Origin of the sequence: Olivibacter sitiensis DSM 17696 (genome assembly GCF_000427965.1) — a bacterium.
Lineage (GTDB): Bacteria > Bacteroidota > Bacteroidia > Sphingobacteriales > Sphingobacteriaceae > Olivibacter > Olivibacter sitiensis.
This window is the reverse complement of sequence record NZ_ATZA01000002.1, coordinates 141,394-166,149: the sequence shown is the minus strand read 5'-3', so window position 1 is coordinate 166,149 and position 24,756 is coordinate 141,394. Positions and strand designations below refer to the sequence as shown.

At 43.5% G+C, this 24,756-nt stretch carries 21 protein-coding genes and 1 tRNA gene; 13 read left to right on the top strand and 9 right to left on the bottom strand.

Annotation, left to right across the window (positions count from 1 at the left end):
- The 4 genes from ftsA to A37S_RS0101905 all read left to right on the top strand — a co-directional run bounded on the left by ftsA (position 1) and on the right by A37S_RS0101905 (position 4,988).
- Positions 1–1,335 carry a cell division protein FtsA gene (ftsA, locus tag A37S_RS0101925; protein ID WP_028295543.1) on the top strand — a complete coding sequence of 445 codons (1,335 nt, stop codon included), beginning with the start codon at positions 1–3 and terminating at the stop codon, positions 1,333–1,335.
- A 140-nt stretch (positions 1,336–1,475) separates the two neighbouring features.
- Positions 1,476–3,164 carry a cell division protein FtsZ gene (ftsZ, locus tag A37S_RS0101920; protein ID WP_028295542.1) on the top strand — a complete coding sequence of 563 codons (1,689 nt, stop codon included), beginning with the start codon at positions 1,476–1,478 and terminating at the stop codon, positions 3,162–3,164.
- Positions 3,165–3,343: 179 nt separating this feature from the next.
- Positions 3,344–4,564: an aminotransferase class I/II-fold pyridoxal phosphate-dependent enzyme gene (locus tag A37S_RS0101910; RefSeq protein ID WP_028295541.1), complete on the top strand. Its 1,221-nt coding sequence runs from the start codon at positions 3,344–3,346 to the stop codon at positions 4,562–4,564.
- Positions 4,565–4,796: 232 nt separating this feature from the next.
- The gene (locus tag A37S_RS0101905; RefSeq protein ID WP_036600947.1) at positions 4,797–4,988 is read left to right on the top strand and encodes a hypothetical protein; all 192 of its coding nucleotides are present in this window, start codon (positions 4,797–4,799) and stop codon (positions 4,986–4,988) included.
- 152 nt (positions 4,989–5,140) lie between these two features.
- On the opposite strand, the gene dapA is transcribed toward A37S_RS0101905, so the two are convergent.
- From dapA to ileS, 8 genes are all read right to left on the bottom strand, one after another.
- A complete protein-coding gene (gene dapA / locus A37S_RS0101900; protein ID WP_028295539.1) occupies positions 5,141–6,031 on the bottom strand; it encodes a 4-hydroxy-tetrahydrodipicolinate synthase in 891 nt (296 codons plus the stop codon).
- Between the two features lie 95 nt (positions 6,032–6,126).
- Complete coding sequence (ligA, locus tag A37S_RS0101895) at positions 6,127–8,145, bottom strand: NAD-dependent DNA ligase LigA (RefSeq protein WP_028295538.1); 2,019 nt, start codon at positions 8,143–8,145, stop codon at positions 6,127–6,129.
- 164 nt (positions 8,146–8,309) lie between these two features.
- Positions 8,310–8,519: a hypothetical protein gene (locus A37S_RS27375; protein WP_028295537.1), complete on the bottom strand. Its 210-nt coding sequence runs from the start codon at positions 8,517–8,519 to the stop codon at positions 8,310–8,312.
- Between the two features lie 182 nt (positions 8,520–8,701).
- Positions 8,702–11,470: an aconitate hydratase AcnA gene (acnA, locus tag A37S_RS0101885; RefSeq protein WP_084163713.1), complete on the bottom strand. Its 2,769-nt coding sequence runs from the start codon at positions 11,468–11,470 to the stop codon at positions 8,702–8,704.
- A gap of 143 nt (positions 11,471–11,613) precedes the next feature.
- On the bottom strand, positions 11,614–12,321 hold the full coding sequence (locus tag A37S_RS0101875) for an SIMPL domain-containing protein (protein ID WP_028295535.1): 708 nt from the start codon (positions 12,319–12,321) through the stop codon (positions 11,614–11,616).
- A gap of 211 nt (positions 12,322–12,532) precedes the next feature.
- The gene (locus A37S_RS0101870) at positions 12,533–13,183 is read right to left on the bottom strand and encodes a lipoprotein signal peptidase (RefSeq protein WP_028295534.1); all 651 of its coding nucleotides are present in this window, start codon (positions 13,181–13,183) and stop codon (positions 12,533–12,535) included.
- A gap of 77 nt (positions 13,184–13,260) precedes the next feature.
- Positions 13,261–13,647, bottom strand: coding sequence for a TraR/DksA family transcriptional regulator (locus tag A37S_RS0101865; RefSeq protein ID WP_028295533.1), 387 nt, complete (start codon positions 13,645–13,647; stop codon positions 13,261–13,263).
- Between the two features lie 51 nt (positions 13,648–13,698).
- Positions 13,699–17,115 carry an isoleucine--tRNA ligase gene (gene ileS / locus A37S_RS0101860; RefSeq protein ID WP_028295532.1) on the bottom strand — a complete coding sequence of 1,139 codons (3,417 nt, stop codon included), beginning with the start codon at positions 17,113–17,115 and terminating at the stop codon, positions 13,699–13,701.
- 224 nt (positions 17,116–17,339) lie between these two features.
- Here ileS and A37S_RS23205 point away from each other — a divergent pair, with 224 nt between their 5' ends.
- The 6 genes from A37S_RS23205 (at position 17,340) to A37S_RS0101830 (ending at position 20,925) form a co-directional block, all read left to right on the top strand.
- Positions 17,340–17,609, top strand: coding sequence for a hypothetical protein (locus tag A37S_RS23205; RefSeq protein WP_051292638.1), 270 nt, complete (start codon positions 17,340–17,342; stop codon positions 17,607–17,609).
- Positions 17,602–17,961 (top strand): diacylglycerol kinase family protein, encoded by a 360-nt coding sequence (locus A37S_RS0101850; protein ID WP_028295531.1) that lies wholly within the window; start codon positions 17,602–17,604, stop codon positions 17,959–17,961. Before A37S_RS23205 ends, A37S_RS0101850 begins: the two co-directional genes overlap by 8 nt.
- 52 nt (positions 17,962–18,013) lie before the next feature.
- Positions 18,014–18,595 (top strand): pentapeptide repeat-containing protein, encoded by a 582-nt coding sequence (locus A37S_RS0101845; RefSeq protein WP_036600884.1) that lies wholly within the window; start codon positions 18,014–18,016, stop codon positions 18,593–18,595.
- Positions 18,596–18,695: 100 nt separating this feature from the next.
- Positions 18,696–19,052: a DUF4180 domain-containing protein gene (locus A37S_RS0101840; protein ID WP_028295529.1), complete on the top strand. Its 357-nt coding sequence runs from the start codon at positions 18,696–18,698 to the stop codon at positions 19,050–19,052.
- A gap of 123 nt (positions 19,053–19,175) precedes the next feature.
- Complete coding sequence (recO, locus tag A37S_RS0101835) at positions 19,176–19,898, top strand: DNA repair protein RecO (RefSeq protein WP_028295528.1); 723 nt, start codon at positions 19,176–19,178, stop codon at positions 19,896–19,898.
- A gap of 130 nt (positions 19,899–20,028) precedes the next feature.
- Positions 20,029–20,925 carry a DUF72 domain-containing protein gene (locus A37S_RS0101830; RefSeq protein ID WP_028295527.1) on the top strand — a complete coding sequence of 299 codons (897 nt, stop codon included), beginning with the start codon at positions 20,029–20,031 and terminating at the stop codon, positions 20,923–20,925.
- 4 nt (positions 20,926–20,929) lie between these two features.
- Here A37S_RS0101830 and A37S_RS0101825 read toward each other — a convergent pair whose 3' ends face one another.
- Positions 20,930–21,559: a hypothetical protein gene (locus A37S_RS0101825; protein WP_028295526.1), complete on the bottom strand. Its 630-nt coding sequence runs from the start codon at positions 21,557–21,559 to the stop codon at positions 20,930–20,932.
- A gap of 228 nt (positions 21,560–21,787) precedes the next feature.
- On the opposite strand from A37S_RS0101825, the gene A37S_RS0101820 reads away from it, so the two are divergent.
- The 3 genes from A37S_RS0101820 (at position 21,788) to tig (ending at position 24,749) form a co-directional block, all read left to right on the top strand.
- On the top strand, positions 21,788–23,101 hold the full coding sequence (locus A37S_RS0101820) for an MFS transporter (RefSeq protein WP_036600881.1): 1,314 nt from the start codon (positions 21,788–21,790) through the stop codon (positions 23,099–23,101).
- Positions 23,102–23,264: 163 nt separating this feature from the next.
- A tRNA-Leu gene (locus A37S_RS0101815) sits at positions 23,265–23,346 on the top strand.
- 59 nt (positions 23,347–23,405) lie between these two features.
- Complete coding sequence (tig, locus tag A37S_RS0101810) at positions 23,406–24,749, top strand: trigger factor (RefSeq protein ID WP_028295524.1); 1,344 nt, start codon at positions 23,406–23,408, stop codon at positions 24,747–24,749.
- Positions 24,750–24,756: the final 7 nt, after the last annotated feature.

Sequence of the window (24,756 nt, the reverse complement as noted above, 5' to 3'; positions counted from 1 at the left end):
ATGGAAAAGCGAATTACTAACCCAAAGGAAAACCCCATAGTTGTCGGGCTTGATATCGGTACAACAAAAATCTGTGTCACTGTCGGACGGCGGAGTGATTACAACAAGATTGAAATTTTGGGTATTGGCAAGGCCGAATCCTTAGGAGTGAGCAGGGGAGTGGTAGCCAATATTCAGAAGACTGTAGCCAGCATTATAAAAGCTGTGGAAGAAGCTTCTGCTCAATCCAATGTAGATATCAAGGTGGTGAACGTGGGTATTGCTGGGCAACATATCAAAAGCTTACAACATCGAGGTATTCTTACTAGAAAGGACGATAATGAGATAGAACGGAAAGATATCGAACGTTTGATCGAAGACATGTACAAGTTAGTACTGCCTCCTGGGGAGGAAATCATTCACGTGTTGCCGCAGGAGTTTACCGTAGACAACGAGCCGGGCATAAAAGATCCTATTGGAATGGCTGGCAGGCGTATGGAAGCCAACTTCCATATCATTTCTGGACATGTGTCTGCCGTACGCAATATCAAGCGTTGTGTGGAGTATGCGGAGCTGGAAGCCTCGGAGCTTGTCTTAGAGCCTTTGGCATCTTCGGAAGCAGTACTGAGTGAGGAAGAAAAAGATGCTGGTGTGGTGCTTGTCGATATAGGAGGAGGTACTACCGATGTTGCCATTTTCCATGAGGGCATTATTCGACATACGGCGGTGATTCCTTTGGGTGGCAATATCGTTACTGAAGATATTAAGGTGGGCTGTTCGGTATTGCGCAACCAGGCAGAGCTGTTGAAGGTCCGCTTCGGATCCGCCCTAGCTGATGAGAATAAGGAAAATGAGATTATTAGCGTGCCGGGATTGAGAGGCAGGGAAGCCAAAGAGATCAGCGTGAAAAACCTAGCTTACATCATTCAGGCTAGAATGGAGGAAATCATTGAGCATGTTTATTATGAAATCAAATCTTCTGGCTATGAGAAAAAATTGATAGGTGGTATCGTAGTCACTGGAGGTGGGGCGCAATTGAAGCACTTGTTGCAATTAGTAGAATACGTGACTGGATTGGATTGTCGTATTGGTATGCCCAATGAGCATCTGGCCAAGAATGAAGTATTGCAAAAAAGTGTTTATGACGAGCTCAAAAGCCCGTTATATGCAACAGGGATAGGTTTGCTAATTAAAGGGATAGAGTCTATCGAATATGACGAGGCAGATGCCCAGCCGCAAGAGAAAGTAGTAAAGAAAATGGCAGAGAAAACTAAGAAGAAGTTCGGTTTTTTGGATACCATTATCAAATATATTGCGGATGATAATAAGATAGAAGATACAGACTATGTTAAATAGTTTTCAACAATGCGCAAATTTTCCACATAATACACATTTGTGGAAAACTATTGTTGAAAAAGTGCTAATATTACAATGGGTTTGTATAGGTAATTGAAAAAGTTTAAGCGCTCTGATAACGAGTAAAATAGGATATTGATATGAAGTTTGAAATGCTAAAAGAACAGTCGTCCATCATCAAGGTAATAGGTGTTGGCGGTGGAGGCGGCAATGCTGTGAATCACATGTACAGGCAAGGGATAAGTGGTGTGGATTTTATTATCTGTAATACGGATGCACAAGCCTTGGAACTAAGTCCTATCCCTAACAAGGTTCAATTAGGCGCCAGCCTTACCGAAGGTATGGGGGCTGGTGCTGATCCATCTGTGGGAGAAAATTCGGCTATTGAGAGTATCGAAGATATCAAGCGGATGCTAGGCACCAATACCAAGATGCTATTTATCACGGCAGGAATGGGAGGCGGTACGGGTACCGGTGCGAGCCCTGTCTTGGCCAAAGCTGCCAAAGAAATGGATATCCTTACTGTGGCGATCGTTACTACGCCCTTTGCATTTGAAGGAAAACGTAGGAGAACGCAAGCCGACGAGGGACTGGATGAGCTGAAGAAATATGTCGATTCCTATTTAGTTATCTCAAACGACAGACTGAGGGAGATTTTTGGTAACCTTACTATTACTTCTGCCTTTGCAAAAGCAGACGATATATTGACTACTGCGGCAAAGGGTATTGCGGAAATTATTACAATACCTGGCTATATAAATGTGGATTTCAAGGACGTTCGCACTGTGATGAACGATAGTGGAGTGGCCATTATGGGCAACGCACTTGCGAGCGGTGATGATAGAGCCTCCAAAGCGGTTGAGGGTGCATTAGCCTCACCTTTGCTGAAGGATAGTGAAATTGAAGGTGCGCGATATATCTTGCTGAATATATCATCGGGGAAGACGGAGGTGACCATGGATGAGATCTCTGTCATTACCGATTATATCCAAGAACGTGCAGGCTTTACTGCAGAAATCATATGGGGTAACTGTTTGGACGAGAAATTGGAAGACGAACTTTCGGTAACCATCATTGCTACAGGTTTCCAAACAACAGAAGAGCGCGCCAGCGAGGCTGCAAAACGTAAGGTTTCTATCCCCTTAACATCTGAATCTAGTCCTTTGGTGCGACCTGTAAATCAGATCATCGAAAAAGAGATTGAGGAAGCTCCAGTAATAAAAAAACAAGAGGTTGAAGAGGTGCAAGCTGCCGTAGTCAGCCCTATCAACATCCCGTCAGACCTCTTTAGCGGGTTTGGTAGGCAACAAAACAGGGGGCAAGAAATTGCTCCTGCAAAAAAGGAAGACCATATCATTCGCCATACGCTGGATCCAGAGGACGAAGTGACTTTGAAGGGCGAGTCCAATATGGCGGACGATTTTCAGGTGAGAGTGGCTGAAACGCCTTTTCCGTTTCATACCAATCAGGAAGAAAATTCCAATAAGTCGCAGGTAATGCCAACTGCCGCCAATGAACGCAAGGAAATTCCCGTTCAGAAACCAGTATATGCTACAGACGCCAAGCAATCTGTAGATGATTCAATTGAAGACCAATTGAGGAAAACCAAAGAACGGATTCTGAGATTGAAAGACTTAAGTATGAAGCTGAGGTCTACAAACGGTTTGCAAGAGATTGAAAATGAGCCTGCATATAAACGCAAGCAAATGGCTTTGAACCAAGTGCCGCACTCTTCGGAATCGCAGGTTTCTAGGTTCACCTTGTCCAATGAGGACGGAAATACGGAGATAAGACCAAATAATTCCTATTTGCACGACAATGTAGATTGATGCTTGTGTATCCCGAAATAACAAAGGCTGTGCAAACCGAAAGGGGGGCATGGCCTTTGTTTATTTAGGGAATAATGGAAACAATGCTGTTTTTTCTTCGTTAATTACAATGATCTTTGAAAAAAAAATCGGTCAACTAAGTTTCTATATTTTTATTTTGGATTTAAAACAAGTTTATTTTGGATTTATTTGATAAAGTTGTTGCGAGCATGGGGCCTATAGGCCAGCATCATAGTTGGGCTCATGGCTACTTCTCTTTTCCAAAGCTCGAGGGGAGCATTGGAGCGCATATGCGGTTCAATGGAAAAGAACATATCGTTTGGAGTTTGAACAATTATTTGGGGCTGGCTAATCATCCCGACGTAATGAGGGCTGATGCCGACGCTACTGCCAAGTATGGCTTGGCCTATCCTATGGGGGCTAGAATGATGTCGGGGCAGACGGGCGAACATGAGAAACTGGAAAAGGAGCTGGCATCGTTTGTTGGAAAAGAGGACGCGTTTTTGCTGAACTATGGCTACCAGGGAATGGTTTCTTTGATAGAAGCTTTGGTAGACAGAAAAGATGTGATAGTTTATGATGCTGAATCACATGCCTGTATTATAGATGGTGTGCGTCTGCACGTGGGGAGGCGATTTGTGTATAAACACAACGATATCTGCAGCTGTGAGAAACAACTGATTCATGCACAAAGGGTAATTGAGCAGACCGGTGGAAGTATTTTGTTAATTACAGAGGGCGTGTTTGGGATGTCTGGCGCGCAAGGCAGACTGAAGCAAATTACTGAGCTAAAGTCAAAATACGGCTTTCGCCTGCTCGTTGATGATGCGCATGGCTTTGGCACTATGGGTAGAAATGGGGCAGGGACCCATGAAGCGCAAGGATGCATAGAAGGGGTAGATCTCTATTTTGCTACTTTTGCCAAGGCCATGGCTGGAATTGGAGCTTTTGTAGCTTCCAGGAGCGATATCGTCACGTATTTAAGATATAATATGAGGTCGCAAACCTTCGCCAAGGCACTCCCTATGCCGATGGTTTTAGGCTTGCAAACACGGTTGGAATTATTAAAGAAACATCACGTCTATCGGGAAAGGCTATGGCATATCGCAGAGACTTTGCAACAAGGCTTAAAAGCACGGGGCTTTGATATCGGTGAGACAAGTACTGTAGTGACGCCCGTTTTTCTTAAGGGGAGCTTAAATGAGGCGACGGCTCTGACAAGGGATCTCAGGGAAAATTACGGCATATTTTGCTCTATTGTTGTCTATCCCGTTATACCAAAGGGGCTCATAATACTGCGGCTTATTCCTACTGCACTTCATAGTGTCGAGGATGTCAATCGTACCCTGGAAGCCTTTTCGGTTGTTTCAAAAAAGCTCAATAGCAAATGCTATAATTAATTCGAGCTTTTGCTGTTTACACTCACGTGTTGTTGGCATTCGTTTATTGCGAATAAAGCTTATAGAGGGCGTTTTTGTCCATATTTAGTAGGAATGTGTTTAATTTTATGAAATTGGCTTAGCATTAGGTGGAAATTAATTGCCAAAAATTTTTTTTTTAAAAAAAAGGTTATACTTTAGCCTCACAACAAAGATTATTAACTTATTACAAAACAAAAAGGAGTATTTGATTATGGCAAGTATTGAAAAATTTAACCAACTTAAAAGTTTAATTGAAGGTTTGGAAGCTGATGCTGACAAGTTTTTTAACAAAGGTAACAGTGCAGCTGGAACACGTGTTAGAAAAGGGTTGCAGGACGCAAAAAATTTAGCCCAGGACATTCGCTTGGAAATTCAAGCAGCTAAAAATGAAACTAGTAAATAAGCCTGTTTTGTAAGATTCAGGCCTTGATATAGTCTTTAAATTTTTTTTCTGCCAATTGCATTTCTATTGGCTACAAAATAAATTGAAAGAAAAATAAAAATGTCATCTACCATATGAGATAGATGACATTTTTATTTATGTAAGATTCGGTTTTATGCTTGTATGGAAGCCATTTCTTTAACGGCCAGTGCAATCCTGTCTTTGGTAACTTGACTTACCTCTGTGAGAGGAAGTCTTAATGTACGGTTACAAATCCCCATGACCTGGAGCATCTCTTTCACACCCGCGGGATTGCCTTCTATAAAGCAAAGCTCATCGATACGCAGCAGTTTATAATGAATGCGGTTGGCCTCCTCAAATTTCCACTCGTTGCAATATTTTACCAATTGTTGGGTTTCTCTAGGAAAGGCATTGCCAACTACGGTGATAACTCCCACCGCACCGAGGGACATCATAGGCAGCGTTAAAGCATCATCGCCAGAGATGAGCATAAAGTCTGCCGGCTTTTGCTCCATGATGCGGGTAAAATGCTCAAAATTGGCAGAAGCTTCCTTTACTCCGATAATGTTGCTGAATTCTTTGGCAAGGCGAATAATCGTATCTACCGATACCATACTCCCTGTGCGTCCAGGTACATTGTATAAGATAATGGGTAGGTTTGTTGCTAGCGCCAGGGCTTTATAGTGTTGGTATATTCCCTCTTGTGTAGGCTTATTGTAGTAAGGGCTCACGGATAAGATGGCAGAATAGGAAGGATTTTTAAATTCCTTTAATTGTTCCACTAATTCTGCGGTATTGTTGCCCCCAAAACCAGCCACCAAAGGCACTCTCCCAGCTACCTGTTTTGCGGTAAAGTCCAATACGTCCAGTTTTTCTTTTTTTGAAAGCGTGGCGACCTCTCCAGTGGTACCCATGCTCACCAAATAGTCCATGCCTCCTGCTATTTGGTACTCTATTAGATTGGATAAGCCTTCATAGTCAATGCTTCCATCCACCTTGAAAGGCGTTACCAGTGCAACACCTGCACCATGAAATGTATTCATCTATTAAGAAATTAATTTGTTGCTGTTTGCCCTGTAATTTATTTTAAATGGCATCAAACATAGCCAAATTTGACTAGATATACAAAGCTTAAAAATTATCCGATCATTTGAAGCAGGTCCTTTTCGGAAATAATGGGTATACCCAGTTTCTGAGCTTTGGCTAGTTTGGACGGTCCCATATTGTCTCCTGCCAAAAGATAATTCAATTTTCCGCTGATTCCACTAAGCATTTTACCGCCATTGCTCACAATGAGTTGTGTGAGTTCCTCACGGCTCATGTCGGCAAAAACGCCGGAAATAACGAATGTTTGCCCTTCCAGTTTGCTGCTGATAAGTTTTGCTTCTATCTCTTTTATCTCAAACTGAAGTCCATATTGTTTTAGCTGCTCTATATAATGGATGTGAATGGGATTTGTAAAGTATTCATATACGCTTTGCGCAATACGTTCGCCTATTTCATCTACCAAGGCCATTTCCTCAGCCGTAGCTTGGCTGAGTTTGTCTATATTCTTAAAATGTTGACACAGCCGTTTGGCTACTGTTTCCCCTACATAACGTATACCCAGACCAAAGAGAACTTTTTCGAAAGGCTTTTGCTTGGAGTTTTCGATGCCTTCCAGCATGTTCTGAACAGACTTTTCGCCAAAGCGTTCTAACGTCAGTAATTTGTTCCGATACTCATGCAGTGTGTATAGGTCCACCACGTTATGTAACAGTTGGTTTTTGAACAGTAGCACGATGGTTTCGTCACCAATACCTTCTATATCCAGTGCTTTTCGGCTGGCGAAATGTTGTATCCTTCCTATAATCTGTGGTTCACAGCCTTCCTCGTTTGGACAATAATGTACGGCTTCGCCATCCCTTCTAATCAGTGCTGTGCCACATGCCGGACAGTGAGTAGGATAGACAAAGGGTTTAGTGTCGTTTATGCGCTTATCGAGGTTGACAGCCGTTATCTTAGGGATTATCTCTCCACCTTTTTCGACCACCACGGTGTCCATCTCATGCAGGTCAAGTCGCTTCATTTCATTTGCATTGTGCAAGGTGGCCCGCTTTACCGTGGTTCCGGAAAGTTGTACCGGCATGAGGTTGGCTACTGGCGTGATGGCTCCGGTGCGACCAATTTGGTAGCTGACAGACTGCAGTATGGTTTCTACCTCCTGTGCCTTGTATTTGTAGGCAATGGCCCAGCGGGGAGATTTTGCCGTAAAACCCAATTCGTCTTGTTGGGCATAGCTGTTTACCTTAAGGACAATGCCATCTATCTCATAGCTCAAATGGTGTCTTTCATTTTCCCAATAATCAATAAAATCATACACTTCATCGAGGTTTTGGCATAGTTTGGTGTGTTCGCACACGGGAAATCCCCATGATTTTACGGCCTCTAGGCTTTCCCAATGGGTCTTGAATAATTTATCCCTGCCATCGCAATAGAGGAAGTACAAGAAACAGTCTAAAGGACGTTTGGCCACTTCTTTGGAGTCTTGCAGCTTGATGGTTCCTGCGGCGAAATTCCTTGGGTTGGCATAGGGGATTTCATCATTTTCGATGCGTTCGTTATTGAGTCGTTCGAAAGCCGCTTTGTGCATAAAAACCTCTCCACGTATGTCAAAACTTGGAGGATATCCATCCTTACGTAGTTTGTTTGGTATGGACTTGATGGTGCGTACATTCGTAGTGACTTCGTCACCCTGGGTGCCGTCTCCCCTAGTTACTGCTTGAACCAGCAATCCGTTTTCGTAGGTAAGGCTCATGGATAGGCCGTCAAATTTCAACTCACAGACATACTCGAAATGGTCGCCAATCGCCTTGCGCACGCGTTCGTCAAAATCTTTTAGCTCTTCGGCACTGTATGTGTTGCTTAGGGACAGCATGGGCCACCGGTGCCTTACGGTCTTGAATTGTTTGGTAATATCACCACCTACTTTCTGTGTGGGGGAGTCTGGATCTAACAGGTCTGGATATTGATGTTCCAGCTCTGCTAGCTCTGCCAGCTTTTGGTCAAAATCAAAATCGGAAATACTGGGCTGGGCCAGTACGTAATATTTATAGTTATGTTCGCTGAGCTCTTTCGTTAACTGATCAATCCGTTTTGCTGCTTCTGTTCTGGACATTGACATGGTGCGAATGTAAAAAAAATAACGGAAAAATAGATTTCACGGAGTTATTCAAATGACACCTTTTGTCCAACTCAACGGGGATTTGAACGATAAGCGATTGAAAAGCCTTTGTCTTTTATAAAATTAGGTATTGCACAATAATTTATTTCTCTGGTTGCTCATTCGTTGAATTTGCGCTTTTGTCTTTTATTGAGGACATAATAAATGAGTGCCAATATTACACATGTGATAAGGACAAACAAGGCTATTTGAAAGCCACTTACGCTTTCGTGCCTAGGCACATGCTCTTTGTTCTGGGCAAAGAGATGTGAATATGCAAATAGATTGGCGATAAAAAGTAGGCGTATATAGAATTTATATGGATACATAATGCATAAAGTTATTATTTGGTTTACTCGGCATTGCCATTTAAGGTATAGACAATAATATTGCCAAGCAATAATGGAATGTTCATATAAAGGTAAGTTTTGTTTTGAACAGTATCAAGTGCCCGAATAAACAAAAAAGGCCTCGTTGCTGAGGCCTTTTTGCTTATTGCTATGGATATTTCCTAATCTTCTTTAAGAAAGCTTCTAAGAACATATTGTAATATCCCGCCATTTCTATAGTATTCTACTTCTATGGCAGAATCGAATCTTACTTCCGCATCGAACTCGATCTTGTTGCCGTCTTCTTTTTCGGCTATGATGTGGAGTTTTTTGTGCGGTTTTAAATCATCGGCCAAGCCTAGGATGGTGAACGTTTCAGTACCATCCAACCCTAAGGACGCAGCATTTTCTCCCTTGGGAAACTCTATTGGAGCAATGCCCATTCCCACAAGATTGCTTCTGTGTATGCGTTCAAAACTTTCTGCGATGACCGCTTTGATGCCCAAAAGGTTGGTGCCTTTTGCTGCCCAATCGCGTGAAGACCCACTACCATACTCCTTGCCAGCCAGCACAACCAAAGGTGTTTTATCCTGAGCGTACTTCATGGCCGTATCAAACACAGTAAGCGTTTCCCCTGTAGGGAAATAGGTGGAAAAGCCCCCTTCCTTATCGGTAATCTTGTTTTTGATACGTACGTTGGCAAAGGTGCCGCGCATCATTACCTCGTGATTGCCTCTTCGTGAGCCATAGGAGTTGAAATCTTTCACCTCTACCCCCTTGCTCTTTAGGTATTGTCCGGCGGCCGTGTCGGATTTAAAAGAGCCAGCAGGGGAGATGTGGTCAGTGGTGACAGAATCGCCCAAGTACAGTAATACTCTTGCACCCTTGATATCTTCGGTTTTGGCAGCTTCGGCACTTATATCCTTGAAGAAAGGTGCTTCTTCGATATAAGTGGAGTTTTTGGACCATTTGTAGTCTTGGCCAGTAGGTGCTTCCAATGCCTGCCATTTAGTGTCGCCATCAAAGATAACACTGTATATCTGCTCAAAATCTTCCTGTTTCAGGCATTTTTTTATTGTTTCGTTTATTTCTTCTTGGCTAGGCCAGATGTCTTTCAAATAAACGGGCTCTCCATTGGGGTCTTCGCCCAGTGGTTCGTTTAGCAAGTCGATGTCTACCCTCCCTACAAGGGCATAGGCCACTACCAGCATGGGTGAAGCCAGAAAGTTCATCTTCACCTGAGGGTGTACGCGAGCTTCAAAGTTACGGTTGCCACTCAGGACGGACGCTACTACAAGATCAGCTTTGTCTACCGCTTCGGCAATATGGGTGGGAAGAGGACCGCTATTGCCTATGCACGAGGTACATCCATAGCCTACGAGGTGAAAGCGCAGAGCCTCTAGATCTTCCAAAAGACCGCTTCTTTGCAAATATTTGGTTACTACTTGAGAACCGGGTGCCAAACTCGTTTTTACCCATGATTTGGTACGTAGACCCCGCTCAATGGCTTTTCTGGCTACCAGCCCTGCACCGACCATCACAGTGGGGTTTGACGTATTGGTACAGCTGGTAATGGCGGCAATAACAATGCTTCCATCACTCAGGACATACTCTTGGTTTTTATTTATGATGCGTACGGAGCGGAGGTCATCCGTTTCCAATACTTCGATGTCCGAGTTGCTTTTCGTGTTTTTCAACGTAAACTGGGTACCAGAGCCACCTTCAGTAAGCCAGGCATGCTCCTGCCTTCTGTCGTACTTCACATATTTACGATTATAATCGCCCTGCAATAGCGATTCAAATTTGTTGTGCAGTTCCTTGACGAATATTTTGTCTTGCGGCCTCTTGGGGCCAGACACCGTTGGCTCCAATGTGCCCAGATCGAGCTCCAATATGTCGGTATAGCTGATGTTTTCTTTGCCGGTGCGCCATAGGAGATTTTCCTTGCAGTAGTCTTCTACAAGCTTTATTTGCTGTTCGGAGCGATTGGTTTGTCGCATGTACTCCAATGTCCGATGGTCTATAGGGAAATAGGTTACGGTACAGCCAAATTCAGGAGACATATTGGATATGGTTGCCCGGTCTGTAACCGTGAGCTTGTCTAGCCCATCGCCAAAAACCTCCACAAATTTGCCTACCACTCCATAGTCGCGAAGCAATTTGGTGATTGCCAGTACCATATCGGTGGCTGTACATCCTTCGGGTATCTGTCCGTGGAGCTTAAGTCCCACTACTTGCGGACAAGTAAAGTATATGGGCTGTCCTAACATCGCTGCTTCCGCTTCTATGCCGCCCACACCCCAGCCCAGTACGCCTATTCCATTTACCATGGGCGTATGGGAGTCCGTTCCTACCAAGGTGTCTGGGAATGCCCAGCCATCGCGTTCAATAACCCCCTTAGCCAGATACTCGAGGTTTACCTGGTGACATATACCCATACCTGGGGGCACCACGGTAAAATTGTCTAATTCCTTTTGTCCCCACTTTAGAAGCTCATAGCGTTCGGAATTTCGCTCATACTCCTTTTCCACGTTCCTTTCATAAGCGTAGTCAGTGCCAAAGAAGTCTACCTGTACCGAATGGTCGATCACCAGATCTACTGGAATTGCAGGGTTGATCTTGGCGCCATCCTTGCCCTTTCTGACGACTTCCGCTCTTATGGAGGCCATATCCACAACACCTGGAACACCGGTAAAGTCTTGCATTAGCACACGGGCGGGTTTATAGGGGATTTCTTTATCCGTTCCTTCCGCCTTCCAATTTGTAAGTGTGTCCAAGTGCTCACCCGTAATGGCAAAGCCATCATAGTTGCGGAGGGCATTTTCTAGAAGGATACGTATGGAAAAGGGGAGTCTTTCGATATCCTTGCCCTCGTCCTTCAATTTTCTCAGTGAAGCTATTTGTTTATCCATGTTTTTTTTGTTTAGTTTATTTTTCGAGAAGTCAACCATAAAACAAAAACGATAGGCTATTGTTTTCTTTCCTTTTTGGTCTTATTTTGATAGGCAATTAACGAAAAAATAAGCAAAAACAAAAGAGGATTATCCATTATGGACAACCCTCTTTTGTGGATTTTGAAAACTAGATGACTTTATCAAAACAACTCAAAGACAATTCGAAGTTGGTAGCCTATTTTGGTGGTCTTGAAGTCGATGTCCTGTGAAGCACTTTCCATACTGTCTGCCGTTGCTTTCATCATGTACATCCTGGCTTGTGGCTGTATATCGCCAGCATCCGTATTATTGTCGTTGACTTCTATGGCCTTTCCAATCTTTTGATCCAAGGCTTCTGCCAGTACCGTAGCTTTTTGTTTAGCGTTTTGGACGGCTTTGATTCTAAGTTGGTTCTTTATTTCAGTCATTTTGGAATAATCGTACCTGGATATGCTGGTAGATTGAATGCCTCGCTCATCCAAAGACCCAAATAGGTTGTTGAGTGTGTTCAAATTGCTAACCTTCAATAGGTATTGCTTACTGGCTAAAAAACCGGGATCTTTTTTCTTTTTGTCATATATGGTGTAGCTCGAAACATTGTTAATGGTCAAATCCTCTTCTTTTAAACCAGCTTTCTTGACGGCATCTATTAGCTGTTTTTCCAATTGGTCTATACCGACTCGGTTTTTATTGTTGTTGTCTGCAAAATACTCTTTTAAGGAGATATTGATATAGATAATGTCCGGGGTTATCTCTTCTTCGGCATAACCATAGACTTCTATTTTATTTTGGATAGGGGCAGCGTTCTGTGCTAAAACAGGTAGTGACGCCAGGATGGCGAAACAAATACTCATGATGATTTTTTTCATTTTATTTATTCGTTTAATGATAGCGTATATATTGGCGCTTTCTAATAGTTAAACGAAAAACGGAACAAAACGTTTAACCGCTACTAATGGAGGGTAAAAAGGAGGGGATTTATTTTTGCTAGTGAATGATGTACATGACGCCTTGCATTATAGCCGTTGCTCGTATGAGGGCAAGACTAAAAGTTTTTCGTATATCTTGGGCAATAAAGGATTACTCCTCTACGATTTCGCTATTATACGAAACCGGCTCTTTGACATCTTCTTTGAAGTACTTCTTTTGGAAAATAAGTATAAGGGCCACTCCTACGGAGATGGCAGAGTCGGCAAAATTAAATACGGGCCGGAAAAAGACAAAATCTTCTCCTCCCCAAAACGGAAACCATTGAGGGAAATGCCCTTGAATAATTGGGAAGTAGAACATATCTACTACTTTGCCGTGGAGCAAACTGCTGTAGCCTCCTGCGGCAGGGAAAAGCACGGCCTTTTGATACCAAGTGCTTTCGCTAAATATCACGCCGTAGAAAGTGGAGTCAATGATATTGCCCATGGCACCGGCAAAGATCAGCGCCACGCAGAGTATGAGGCTCCTGTTATATTTTCTTTGAATCATGTAGTGAAGACCATATCCTATCCCTAGGATTGCCAGAATGCGGAAAATAGATAGTGCTAATTTTCCGATGTCGCCTCCAAGTTCCATGCCGAAAGCCATGCCATTGTTTTCTGTAAAATGTATGATTGCCCTATCCTTGATGAGGTGGTATTCTTGACCGAGGGTCATATTGAGCTTTACCCAAAATTTTATGGCTTGGTCAACAATCAGTACTGCCAAAATAAGGCCGATAGGTTTGGTATATGCTTTCATGTATCTTACACAAGAATGCTAAGCATCTGAAAGCATATTTTCAGATGCTTGCATTCATTTGCATTTGTTCTATTCTTTTAATATTGTTTCATCTTAGCTTCCATGCTAAGTGTTGTATGAGGTACCGCTCTGAGGCGTTCTTTTTGGATCAATTTGCCTGTTTCGCGGCATATGCCGTAAGTTTTGTTTTCAATTCTTACCAGTGCTGCTTCCAAATTGTCAATGAATTTCTTTTGGCGGGCGGCCAACTGATTGATTTGTTCTTTCTCCATAGTTGCAGAACCATCTTCCAGTGTCTTGAACGTTCCGGCCGTATCGTCCGTACCATTGCTGTTTGGACTGCTCAGGGATTGGGCAAGCAAACCAAGTTCTTCTTTGGCTACACGCAATTTTTCCAGGATGATGTCCTTGAACTCTTGCAATTCAGCATCGCTATAACGTGTTTTTTCTGAGTTATTTTCCATGTTTTCTCTTTCTTAGTCAGTCCATTACTCTTATTGCTGCTCCAATAAGTATTAAACTTTTGTCAATAATACATTCAATTCATTGCCGTCTATCTCAACGGATTCACCCGAAGCCAAGGATTTTCCATAAGTCAAGCTATCGGCCAAAATTTCGTCACTAATATACGATTTATTATTTTCAATTGCCTCACTGATTTCAGCGTTTGTTTCTCCCAGGGTTACGGTAATCCTATCCGTTACCTCCAAGCCTATTTCTTTTCGCAGATTTTGCAATCTGTTTACCAGTTCGCGGGCTATGCCTTCCGATTTAAGCTCGGGGCTCAGGTGAACGTCTAAGGCTACAGTAAGCCTGCCTAAACTGCTCACTTGCCATCCTTCCACATCTTCCGCGATGATCTCCACATCATCTTGGCTAACGGTATATGGGCTTTGCTTAAGCTGAATGCTGCCGTTATTCTCCAATTCAGCTATCTGATTTGGGGCAAAAGCGGTAATCTCAGCAGCCACTGTTTTCATGTCTTTCCCCACTTTCGGTCCCAATACCTTAAAATTGGGTTTTATTTTTTTCTTGATGATGCCCGAAGCGTCTTTGATGAATTCAAGCTGTTTGATGTTGGTTTCACTTAAAATCAAATCCTTCACTTTAGCCACCTTTGCACTGAATGCTTCATCTAACACGGGGAGCAGGATTTTGTTTAGCGGCTGTCGTACATTAATTCCCACTTTTTTCCTAAGTCCCAGAGTGAGAGAAGAAATATCTTGCGCTAATCCCATACGTTCTTCCAGTTCGGGATCTACCAACGCCGCATCGTAAACGGGGAAGTCCGCAAGGTGCACTGATTCTACCGCTTCTTTTTTGGTTGCCTCATTGAGGTCCAAAAACAACCTGTCGCTAAAGAATGGCGATATGGGAGACATCAGCTTGGCTATGGTATTTAAACAAGTATATAATGTTTGATAGGCGGAAACCTTGTCTTGAGAATACTCTCCTTTCCAAAAGCGACGGCGCGAAAGCCGTACATACCAATTGCTTAGGTGCTCGTCTACGAAGTTTTGTATTGCCCTCGCAGCTTTTGTAGGCTCGAAGTCGGCATAATACTCGTCAACCTGCTTGGTCAAGCTGTTGAGTAGTGATATAACCCAACGGTCTATTTCTGGGCGTTCCCCGATGGCGATTTCCTCTTCGCTGTAACTAAATTTGTCTATGTTCGCATAGAGGGCAAAGAAGGCATAGGTGTTGTAAAGTGTCCCAAAGAATTTTCTTCTCACTTCATCCAGGCCTTCTTCGTTAAATTTAAGGTTGTCCCAAGGAGATGCATTGCTGATCATGTACCAGCGAGTGGCATCTGCTCCATATTGTTCTATGGTCTTGAAAGGATCGACGGCATTGCCAAGCCTTTTGGACATTTTATTGCCGTTTTTGTCGAGCACCAAGCCATTCGATACTACGTTTCTATAGGCTATGGAATCGCAAAGCATGACAGAAATGGCATGCAGGGTAAAAAACCATCCGCGTGTTTGGTCTACCCCTTCGGCAATGAAGTCTGCCGGATAGGCGCCATCAAAGCCAGCCTGAAAAGGGCGCGCATCGCCTTTTTCCAATTTGTCGTAATCCAATCCCCATTGTGCGTAAGGCATTGCACCGGAATCGAACCAAACATCTATGAGGTCTGGCTCGCGGTATAGTTTCTTGCCGCTGTCGGAAATCAAGACAATATCATCCACATAGGGGCGGTGTAGATCCAGCGTGCCCGTATCGAGCTTGTCCAGGTAAGCTTTCAGCTTGCTACGTTCATCATCCGTCAACTGGGCAGACAAAAGGCTTTTTTCCATCCATTGGCGCAGCTCGGGCAATGAGCCGACACATATTTCTTCCGATTCGTCTTCACTCCGCCAGATAGGTAGGGGGGTGCCCCAAAACCTGGAGCGCGATAAATTCCAATCCACCAAATTCTCTAACCAGTTGCCAAAGCGGCCCGTGCCGGTAGCTTCGGGTTTCCAGTTTATGGTTTTGTTGAGTTCTACCATCCGCTCGCGCAAGGCCGTGGTGCGGATAAACCAGCTGTCTAGCGGGTAGTACAGAATGGGTTTGTCAGTACGCCAACAATGTGGATAGCTGTGTTCGTATTTCTTTACGTCGAAGGCCTTATTCTGCTCTTTGAGCATAATGGCAATCAGCACATCCGTGGGGCGAAAATCCGGTGCGTTTCGTTCTTCGTCACTATAGTATTCTTCCTTGACATAGCGTCCGGCAAAATCCGACACTTCGGCAACAAAGCGTCCTTTCTTGTCTACTAGAGGGACGTCCTTGCCATTTTCATCCTTTACCAAGATGCCGGGGACGCCATTTTCACGGCATACCCGAAAGTCGTCCGCCCCAAAGGTTGCTGCTGCATGTACGATGCCGGTACCGTCTTCGGTAGTGACGAAATCACCAGGAATTACCCTGAAAGCCTTTTCTTCCAGCTCTGGACTGTTCACATAGGGCATAAGCTGTTCGTAGCGTAGGTTGATGAGTTCTTCTCCCTTGAACTCAGCTGCCAGTTGCCAAGGGATAAGCTTGTCTCCCGCTTGGTAGTCTTGGAAAGGAAGGTCCTTGGCCTCTGCCTTGAAATATTTCGGGATGAGGTCCTTTGCCAATATGACACTAACAGGTAAGTGGGTGTACTGATTGAAAGTACTCACCTTGGCATAAGTGATTTGCTTGCCTATGACCAAAGCACAATTGGACGGCAAGGTCCATGGAGTAGTGGTCCAGGCGATGAATACCGTATCTTCCGAATCTTGGTTGAAGAGAACGGGCATAAGGGGATGTACCTGATCTTTCTTGATCCTGAATTCGGCAACAATCGTGGTGTCTTTAAGTGGCTTGTAAGTGCCTGGTTGGTTCAACTCGTGCGAGCTCAATCCCGTCCCCGCAGCAGGTGAATAAGGCTGTATGGTATAGCCCTTGTACAGCAAATCCTTTTTGTGGAGCTCTTTCAGTATCCACCAGAGGGTTTCCATGTACTTGGTGTCATAGGTGATATAAGGATGCTCCAAATCTACCCAATAGCCCATTTTCTCGGTGAGGTCATTCCATACATCTGTATAGCGCATCACTTCCTTGCGGCAAGCAGCGTTGTATTCCTCTACCGATATGGTCTTGCCAATATCTTCTTTGGTGATTCCCAATGTTTTTTCTACAGCAAGCTCAATAGGCAATCCGTGCGTATCCCAGCCGCCTTTACGTTTTACTTGGTACCCCTTAAGCGTCTTGTAGCGACAAAAGATATCTTTGATGCTACGGGCCATCACATGGTGAATGCCAGGCATACCATTGGCCGATGGGGGCCCTTCGTAAAATGTATAAGGGTTTGATGAGGGCCTATTGAGTACACTTTTCTCGAAAATATGGTTGTTTTTCCAGCTATTCAGTACCTGCTTGCCTATTTCCGATAGATTGAGTTGCTTATATTCTTTGTACATCAGTATGTTGTAATCCAAAATTAAGGTTGCAAATTTACTTTATTCGTATCATAAAGAAAATAGCAACAGCAAACAAATGAGGCTTAATGTTTCTTTTCCATCCATGGAATGCTTTATAAATGTTTGTTAGGTTTATTTTGACAATGCTATTACTACGATATATTTCAATGTTTTTTCTTTAAACCCTATCTTAGACTTTATTTTTATAAATTAACGGCTGGAGGATGAATAAATATTTAAAAAGAGGATTAATACTAACTTTGGCCGGGATAGGACTTGGTGCTTTGGGGATGTACTTTAAGGAATTGGAACTAGGCATATATGAATGGCTGTTGATTTTGAGCGTCATATTGTTCGGTATAGGTTTTTGCACAATCATTTATGCCTTGATGCGTAGGATAGATAGGCAAAGCATCCTGGAGGCTCGCTCCGAAAGCCACGAGAATGATGACAACAAAAAAGAGGACGATTCAAACAAACGTATAGATGCATAAATTTCTACGTTCTTTTGGCTTTGCTTTGGATGGGATCATTTCGGCTTTCAAAACCCAACCTAATTTTCGATTTCATTGCGTAGCGACATTATTGGTCGTGATATTGGGAGTATTCCTGAAAATATCTGCCTTTGAGTGGCTGTGGTTGGCATTGGCAATTGCCATGGTGCTAGCTGCCGAGCTGCTCAATACGGCTATTGAGAGCCTCACGGATTTAGCTTCTCCGAATATTCATCCGTTGGCCAAGAGAGCCAAGGATACGGCTGCTGCCGCGGTATTGGTGATTGCCGCCTTTGCCATTGCTGTGGCAGCGGTAATCCTGCTCCCCAAGCTGTTGTCTTTGTTAGTATAAGTATTGCGACAATATTGATGCAATCCCAACCACCGTCGATAGTAAATAGATCATGCCGGAATTAGTTTTATTGGATAAGACCTTTAGCAAAGCCGATTTGGAACAAAATCCATTGGTCAAAGGCGAATATGAAAACTGTGTTTTCAACAATGGCCAGTTTGCCCACGGGCAATTGGGTGGCTATAAATTTATAGACTGCGTATTTAACGATTGCGACCTGAGTCTGGCCCAGCTGAACAGGACCGTGTGGCAAAACGTAACCTTCAGGGGCTGCAAGATGCTGGGGCTTCGTTTTGATACCTGTGAGGCATTCGGCCTGTCATTTGCCTTTGAGAACTGCCAGCTTCATCATGCCTCGTTCTACGGAACCAAAATCAGGAAGACCATATTCAAGAAATGTGTGTTGCACGAAACGGATTTTGCGACCAGTGACCTCTCTGGTTCGGTGTTTGACGGCTGCGATTTGACAAGGGCGCTATTTGACCGTTCCAATCTGGAGAAAGCTGACTTTCGAACGTCCTACAACTTTGTGATCGATCCAGAAATAAACCGGATCAAAAAGGCCAAGTTTTCTCTTTCCAATATCTCGGGACTCTTGGTAAAATACGGTATCCACATTGAAAATAACCTGTGAAGGAAGGTGGAGAACAGAAAGTATACCTCAATGGAACTGAAAGAAAAATCTGTCGCACAAATAGGTCCTGCTTCGTTAGCATAAATCAAGAAGAATGTAAATGGAGATTAGAGCACATAAGGTGAATGGAGAGCGCATAGCTGAAATCCTTTCGGACGATATAGTAATCGCCGATGCCGGGGATGGCTTGGACTTGTTGGGGGATTTATACTATCAGGAATTTGACAGGATCATCGTTCATGAAAGAAATATAATACCTGAGTTCTTCGACCTCAAAACAGGGATTGCGGGAGAAATATTGCAAAAATTCTCTAATTATCGCGTGCGTTTGGCCATAGTGGGCAACTTTGACGCTTACCAGGGCAAAAGCATACGCGATTTCATGCTCGAAAGCAATAAGGCAGGGCAAATCAATTTTGTCGACTCAACTGCTACTGCGCTAGAACGATTGGCTTAGTGCATTTCAACTTATTTCTCAGGCACCATCGAATAAAGTAAGCTCGTTTCTTTAGTTCTTTTTCAGTATCTTTATTCCGTTTTTTGGTTTATAGACAGGATTGAGAAAAGAGGTTTAAGAAGCATGCTGCATCATACAAGGGGAATCGTACTTCGGGTGACGGACTATAGCGAAAGCAGTGTGGTTGTACAAGTATTGACGGAAAAGTTCGGTATGCAGTCCTATCTGGTTCAAGGTGTAAAGAAGCCAAAAGCAAGGATCCGTATCAATGTGTTGCAGCCGCTGAGTCTTTTGGATCTGGTGGTTTATCACAAGCAGAACGCCAGTCTGCAGAAGATGGCCGAAGCAAGACTTTCTCCCATGTTGCAACGGGTGCATTACGAAATGGAACGACGCTCTATGGGCATGTTTATCAATGAACTTTTGTACAAATCTGTTCGTTTTCAACAGGCAGATGAATTGCTTTTCGGCTTCGTTTATCATGCTATCAGTTGGTTGGATGCTTCGGAAGAACTCCCCGTCAATTTTCACCTTTATTTTTTACTACGTCTTACAAAACATTTGGGATTCCATCCTTCATCCAAGAAAGGCAATGAACATTATTTTGACTTGAAGGAGGGCGGTTTCGTTTCTTTTGATCCTGGGCATATCCATGTGTTACATGAACCCCATACAACGCAATGGGCAACATTGTTGAACTGCCCATTGGAACAATTGCAGGCAGTGTCCGTTAGTAATACGGATAGACGAATTTTGCTGAATAAAATAGTAGAATATTATAGGTTGCATATCGAAAATTTGGGAGAGATTAACTCTCATCGCGTATTGGAGGAAATTTTAAGGTAGATGAAGAAGACATGAGATATGAGACGCGAGATATGAGAACACAAATGTATGGTTTGGATGTTTTGATACTTACCTGCCTACCGCAGGCAGGCGTCTTATGTCTTGATACTTATTTTTTAAACGGATATAAATGAAATTCGGAAAAGTAGACGATCCAGAAAAAATTGATTTCAGTTTGCCAAAGACGCATCCCGCCACCTATGAGGTATTGCATGACGCTGAGCAGCGGCCCTTTGAGGTATATGTAGGCTGTGCCAAGTGGAACAAGCAAGATTTGAAGGGGTTCTATCCCCGTGGTACCAAGGACGAGCTGGTGTATTATGCTACGCAGTTCAACAGTATTGAGCTGAACGGTACCTTTTATAATTCGCCCAGCAAGCAACAGGTAGAAACTTGGGAAGCCAAGACCCCCGATGGTTTCAAGTTCTTCCCCAAGATACCGCAGACCATCAGCCACTATGGGCGACTAAAAAATGTTAAGGAAAAAACCTTGGAATTTACGGATGCGGTGGCCTTGTTCGGTGAAAAACTAGGGCCTAGCTTCCTGCAGTTGATAGACAATTATAAGCCAAAGGATTTTGATAGGGTGCAGGCATTCGTGGAGGAATTCCCAAAGGGCATCCCTTTGGCCGTAGAAGTGCGCAATGAGGAATGGTTTTCCGACAAGGGCGTATTTGAGCGCTATACCATGCTTCTGGAAAACAATCAAGTGGCCAACATCATAGTAGATACGGCAGGCAGAAGAGACATGCTACACATGCGGCTTACTACAGCCTCGGCTTTTGTGCGCTACGTGGGAGCCAATCATCCTACCGATTACCAACGATTGGATGACTGGTTGCAACGCATAGCCGAATGGAGAAAGGAAGGCCTGCAGTCTCTGTATTTTTTCATCCATCAAAATGTGGAACTCGAATCACCTTTGTTGGCTGCCTATTTTATAGGAAAGCTGAACGCGCTTTTTGATCTACATTTGGAGGTGCCGAATAGTAGAGCAAATGGCGAGCAAGGAAAACTAGGGCTGTAGCAATTCACAGCCTTTTGTTCAGTTCGTCCTGGAGCTGCCTGTTCAGCTTTTGTTCGCGTTCCATAGCGCGCTTGCGGTGTTTCTCAAATTCTTCCTGAAGTTCGGAGTATGACTTCTTGGTTTCCACCGTAATGGCATTACTCTTTTTGAACTGAAAGAAGAATACCAGAAAAACGATGAAAAATAGAGCGATAAGTCCCCATACCATGCCGTTATAGCTGGTTTTTTCCATTTGAACGCCAAAGAATGAGAAGCTTTCCTTTTCTGCCTTGGCTCTCTCCAGTTCACTTTTGGCTGTAGATAAGCTGTCTTGTAGTGCGTTTAAATTCTCGTTATGTGAACCCAACGCGTTGTTCGTTTCTGCTAGCTTCTGCTGAAGCGTCTTAATGCTATCGGCAACATTTGTCTTTAATTTTTCAAGCGAGCTTCTTTTTACGACTTTATATTCTTGATAGTTGTTGGACGAATTGAAAATATAGTCGAACTGGCTGCTGATAGTACCGCTGTTCAGAGAGCCCTGTGCCGCGGCGGGTGCAGTGTTACGTTGAGCGGGGGAGCTTGTATTTTCTTGGGCTAAAGTAGATAAGGATATGAGGCAAGCTACTGCCAACGGAAATAGTTTGGTTAATTGCATAGACTATTAATTTTTTTCGGTGTAAATATATCATTAGCTACTTAAAAAAACTGCTTTTTTTGTGATTTATTGTGCCAAAGGAGGAATTAAAGGCCGTGAATTTCGGCCTAAGCCAAGTGACCCTATTATTTTTAAATAGGTTGTTTGTAGCTGTCATTCTTAATTTTCAAATAGTGTTGCCTATATAGTGCATAACACTTAGGTTTGCAGTGCAAGCAGGAAGAAATTATGAATAAAGTGCCCGTACCCAAAGACAACAAATCTACCATACGTGCTTGGGCAATGTTTGATTGGGCTAATTCTGCCTATAACCTAGTTATTACTTCTACCATATTTCCTGCCTACTATACGGCTATCACAACTACGGAAGAGCATGGTGATAAGGTTCGTTTCTTTGGTGTTGAGTTTGTCAATACGGCGCTAGAGAATTATGCCATGGCTGCAGCTTATCTTCTCATGGCCCTGACTTTACCTATCGCATCAGCTATGGCCGATCGTTATGGAAAGAGGAAGCAGTACATGCAATTTTTTACCTATATGGGTGCTGCCGCATGTATGGGCTTGTTCTTCTTCGATCTGGGGAACTTAGAGTGGGGTGTCATCCTTTCAGCTATTGCCGCTATGGGCTATGTAGGCGGGGTGATGTTCAATAATAGTTACCTGCCCGAAATCGCTTCTACGGATGAGCAGGACCGCGTGAGTGCCCAAGGCTTTGCCTATGGCTATGTGGGGAGCGTCCTCTTGCAGATAGTTTGTTTCATCCTTATTTTTAAAAAAGAGTGGTTCGGCATTGTTGACGATACTTTGCCAGTGCGTATAAGCTTCTTTCTAGTGGGCCTATGGTGGCTTGGTTTCTCCCAAATACCGTTCAACAAATTGCAAAATAACAAGCCTAGCAGCGCAAATGGGAAAAGCAACGTCTGGGCGAGCGGTTTTTCCGAACTGAGAAAAGTGTGGCTCCGCATAAAGGAGCTGACTTTGCTGAAGCGTTTCTTGGCTTCCTATTTCTTTTATGCCATGGGCGTACAAACCATTATGTTAGTGGCAGCAGCATTTGGAGAGAAAGTGCTGCATTTGGGCGCATCGAAGCTTATAATCACTATTCTCCTTATACAGATTGTGGCAATTTTGGGAGCCTACCTAATGTCGTACCTGGCAAGGCGCTTGGGCAATGTTCGGGTCTTAGTATTAATATTGATATGTTGGGTGATAGTGGCCTTATCTGCCTATTTTCTCCGCTTTGAATGGCAGTTTTATTTATTGGCAAGCCTAGTCGGGCTGGTCATGGGAGGCGTGCAATCACTATCCCGTTCTACTTACTCAAAGCTATTGCCTTCAGATAGTGTAGACAATACCTCCTTCTTTTCGTTTTACGACGTGACGGAGAAATTTGCTATCGTCGTGGGCCTTTTCACCTTTGGATTTGTTGAGACAATAACTGATAACATTCGATATTCTGCCCTATGTCTGGGAGCTTTTTTTGTGATAGGTCTGATTTTGCTGTTAAGACTTCCCAACAGCTTTTTCTTAAAGCGGCAGTAATAGCATAGCACAGGAAACTAGGTAGTTGGTCAGAATAAGTGTTTTTTTTGTAATGTTTTAGCATACAATTTGTTGCGATATTAAAGCCGAGAAAACGATAAAAATATTTGGAAGCTAGGTGAAAGCTGCTTACCTTTGCAGTCCAAATTAACAACTAAGTACTGCGGAAGTGGCGTAATTGGTAGCCGCACCAGACTTAGGATCTGGCGCCGAGAGGCGTGGGGGTTCGAGTCCCTTCTTCCGCACTTGATTCCTCCCGACAATATCGGGGGGAATTTTTTTATAGGGAAATTAAAGAGTAAAAATGAATATTTCACAGGAGAAAGTAAATGACCTGAATGCGGTATTGACCGTCAATATTGAACCTGCAGATTATACAGATGCAGCAAACAAGGCTATTAAGGATCAAGCAAAAAAAGCCAAGCTTCCCGGATTTCGCCCAGGGATGGTGCCTACCTCACACATAAAAAAGATGTACGGAAAGGCTATTCTTTTCGACGAGGTAAACCGTTTGGTAAGCGATAGCCTAAATAACTATATTTCGGAGAACAAACTGGAAGTGTTAGGGCAACCTCTCCCTGTAGAAGAAGATGCTGACGCCTATAATTGGGACTTTAATGATAATTTCAAGTTCCAGTATGAGATAGGTTTGGCTCCGGAATTTGAGATACCCTATACCGCTAAAGATAAAGTAACTGAATATGTGATCAAGGCGGATGAAGATACCCTGAATTCCCGAGTATCCAATCTTCGCAAATCTTATGGAAAGCGTACCAACCCGGAAGTATCGGAAGAAGGCGACGTGATCTATGCAGAGGTAGCGGAGTTGGGCGAGGACAAGAAAACTCCGCTAGAAGGTGGTATCAGTTTGAAGGCTTCCTTGCGCACAGATATTATCAACGACAAAAGAGTGCTCAAATCTTTTATAGGCCTTAAAGCAGACGATGAGAAAGTGGTCGATTTGAAGAAAGCCTATAGTGTAGAGGACCTGGCTCGCATTTTAAATATTGGCGACGAGCAAGTTGCCGGTATTGAGCATGTATTTGAGTTGAAGGTGATCCGTATAAACCGCTTGGAAGAGGCAGACCTTAATCAAGAGTTTTATGATAAGGTGTTCGGAAAAGACGTGGTGAAGAACGAAGATGAGTTTAGAGCAAAGGTAAAGGAAGAGGTGGAGAGCATGTTTGTGAGAGATGCCGAGCAAAAATTGCAAAATGATTTGTACACGTTGGGTATGGAAAAGGTTAAAATCGAATTTCCCGACGAGTTTTTGAAACGTTGGTTGAAAGCGACTAACGAGAAGCTTACTCAGGAAGAACTTGACGAAGGCTATGCCGATTTTGCCAAAAACCTGAAGTGGACTTTGATCGAAAACAAGATTGTTACCGCCAACGGAATTGAAATCAAATATGAAGATGTGTTCAACCTTGCAAAGGAACGCATAGCGGCTCAATTTAGAATGTACAGCCCCGAAGCCATCAGCGAAGAGCAATTAGCACAATATACGGTTCAGTTTCTTCAAGATAAGGAGCAGGCTAATCGCCTGTTTGAGGAGGTAAAAGCATTGAAAGTGTTTGATTTCCTTAAAGGCGTAGTGAAGATTTCTAAGAAGGAAATAGAGCACAACAAATTTTTGGATTTGAAATAGGCAAATT

Bases quoted from the DNA above. Each gene is read 5' to 3' on its own strand.
- ftsA (WP_028295543.1), top strand. From the start codon at position 1: ATGGAAAAGCGAATTACTAACCCAAAGGAAAACCCCATAGTTGTCGGG.
- ftsZ (WP_028295542.1), top strand. From the start codon at position 1,476: ATGAAGTTTGAAATGCTAAAAGAACAGTCGTCCATCATCAAGGTAATA.
- A37S_RS0101905 (WP_036600947.1), top strand. From the start codon at position 4,797: ATGGCAAGTATTGAAAAATTTAACCAACTTAAAAGTTTAATTGAAGGT.
- dapA (WP_028295539.1), bottom strand. From the start codon at position 6,031: ATGAATACATTTCATGGTGCAGGTGTTGCACTGGTAACGCCTTTCAAG.
- ligA (WP_028295538.1), bottom strand. From the start codon at position 8,145: ATGTCCAGAACAGAAGCAGCAAAACGGATTGATCAGTTAACGAAAGAG.
- A37S_RS27375 (WP_028295537.1), bottom strand. From the start codon at position 8,519: ATGTATCCATATAAATTCTATATACGCCTACTTTTTATCGCCAATCTA.
- acnA (WP_084163713.1), bottom strand. From the start codon at position 11,470: ATGGTTGACTTCTCGAAAAATAAACTAAACAAAAAAAACATGGATAAA.
- A37S_RS0101875 (WP_028295535.1), bottom strand. From the start codon at position 12,321: ATGAAAAAAATCATCATGAGTATTTGTTTCGCCATCCTGGCGTCACTA.
- A37S_RS0101870 (WP_028295534.1), bottom strand. From the start codon at position 13,183: ATGAAAGCATATACCAAACCTATCGGCCTTATTTTGGCAGTACTGATT.
- A37S_RS0101865 (WP_028295533.1), bottom strand. From the start codon at position 13,647: ATGGAAAATAACTCAGAAAAAACACGTTATAGCGATGCTGAATTGCAA.
- ileS (WP_028295532.1), bottom strand. From the start codon at position 17,115: ATGTACAAAGAATATAAGCAACTCAATCTATCGGAAATAGGCAAGCAG.
- A37S_RS23205 (WP_051292638.1), top strand. From the start codon at position 17,340: ATGAATAAATATTTAAAAAGAGGATTAATACTAACTTTGGCCGGGATA.
- A37S_RS0101850 (WP_028295531.1), top strand. From the start codon at position 17,602: ATGCATAAATTTCTACGTTCTTTTGGCTTTGCTTTGGATGGGATCATT.
- A37S_RS0101845 (WP_036600884.1), top strand. From the start codon at position 18,014: ATGCCGGAATTAGTTTTATTGGATAAGACCTTTAGCAAAGCCGATTTG.
- A37S_RS0101840 (WP_028295529.1), top strand. From the start codon at position 18,696: ATGGAGATTAGAGCACATAAGGTGAATGGAGAGCGCATAGCTGAAATC.
- recO (WP_028295528.1), top strand. From the start codon at position 19,176: ATGCTGCATCATACAAGGGGAATCGTACTTCGGGTGACGGACTATAGC.
- A37S_RS0101830 (WP_028295527.1), top strand. From the start codon at position 20,029: ATGAAATTCGGAAAAGTAGACGATCCAGAAAAAATTGATTTCAGTTTG.
- A37S_RS0101825 (WP_028295526.1), bottom strand. From the start codon at position 21,559: ATGCAATTAACCAAACTATTTCCGTTGGCAGTAGCTTGCCTCATATCC.
- A37S_RS0101820 (WP_036600881.1), top strand. From the start codon at position 21,788: ATGAATAAAGTGCCCGTACCCAAAGACAACAAATCTACCATACGTGCT.
- tig (WP_028295524.1), top strand. From the start codon at position 23,406: ATGAATATTTCACAGGAGAAAGTAAATGACCTGAATGCGGTATTGACC.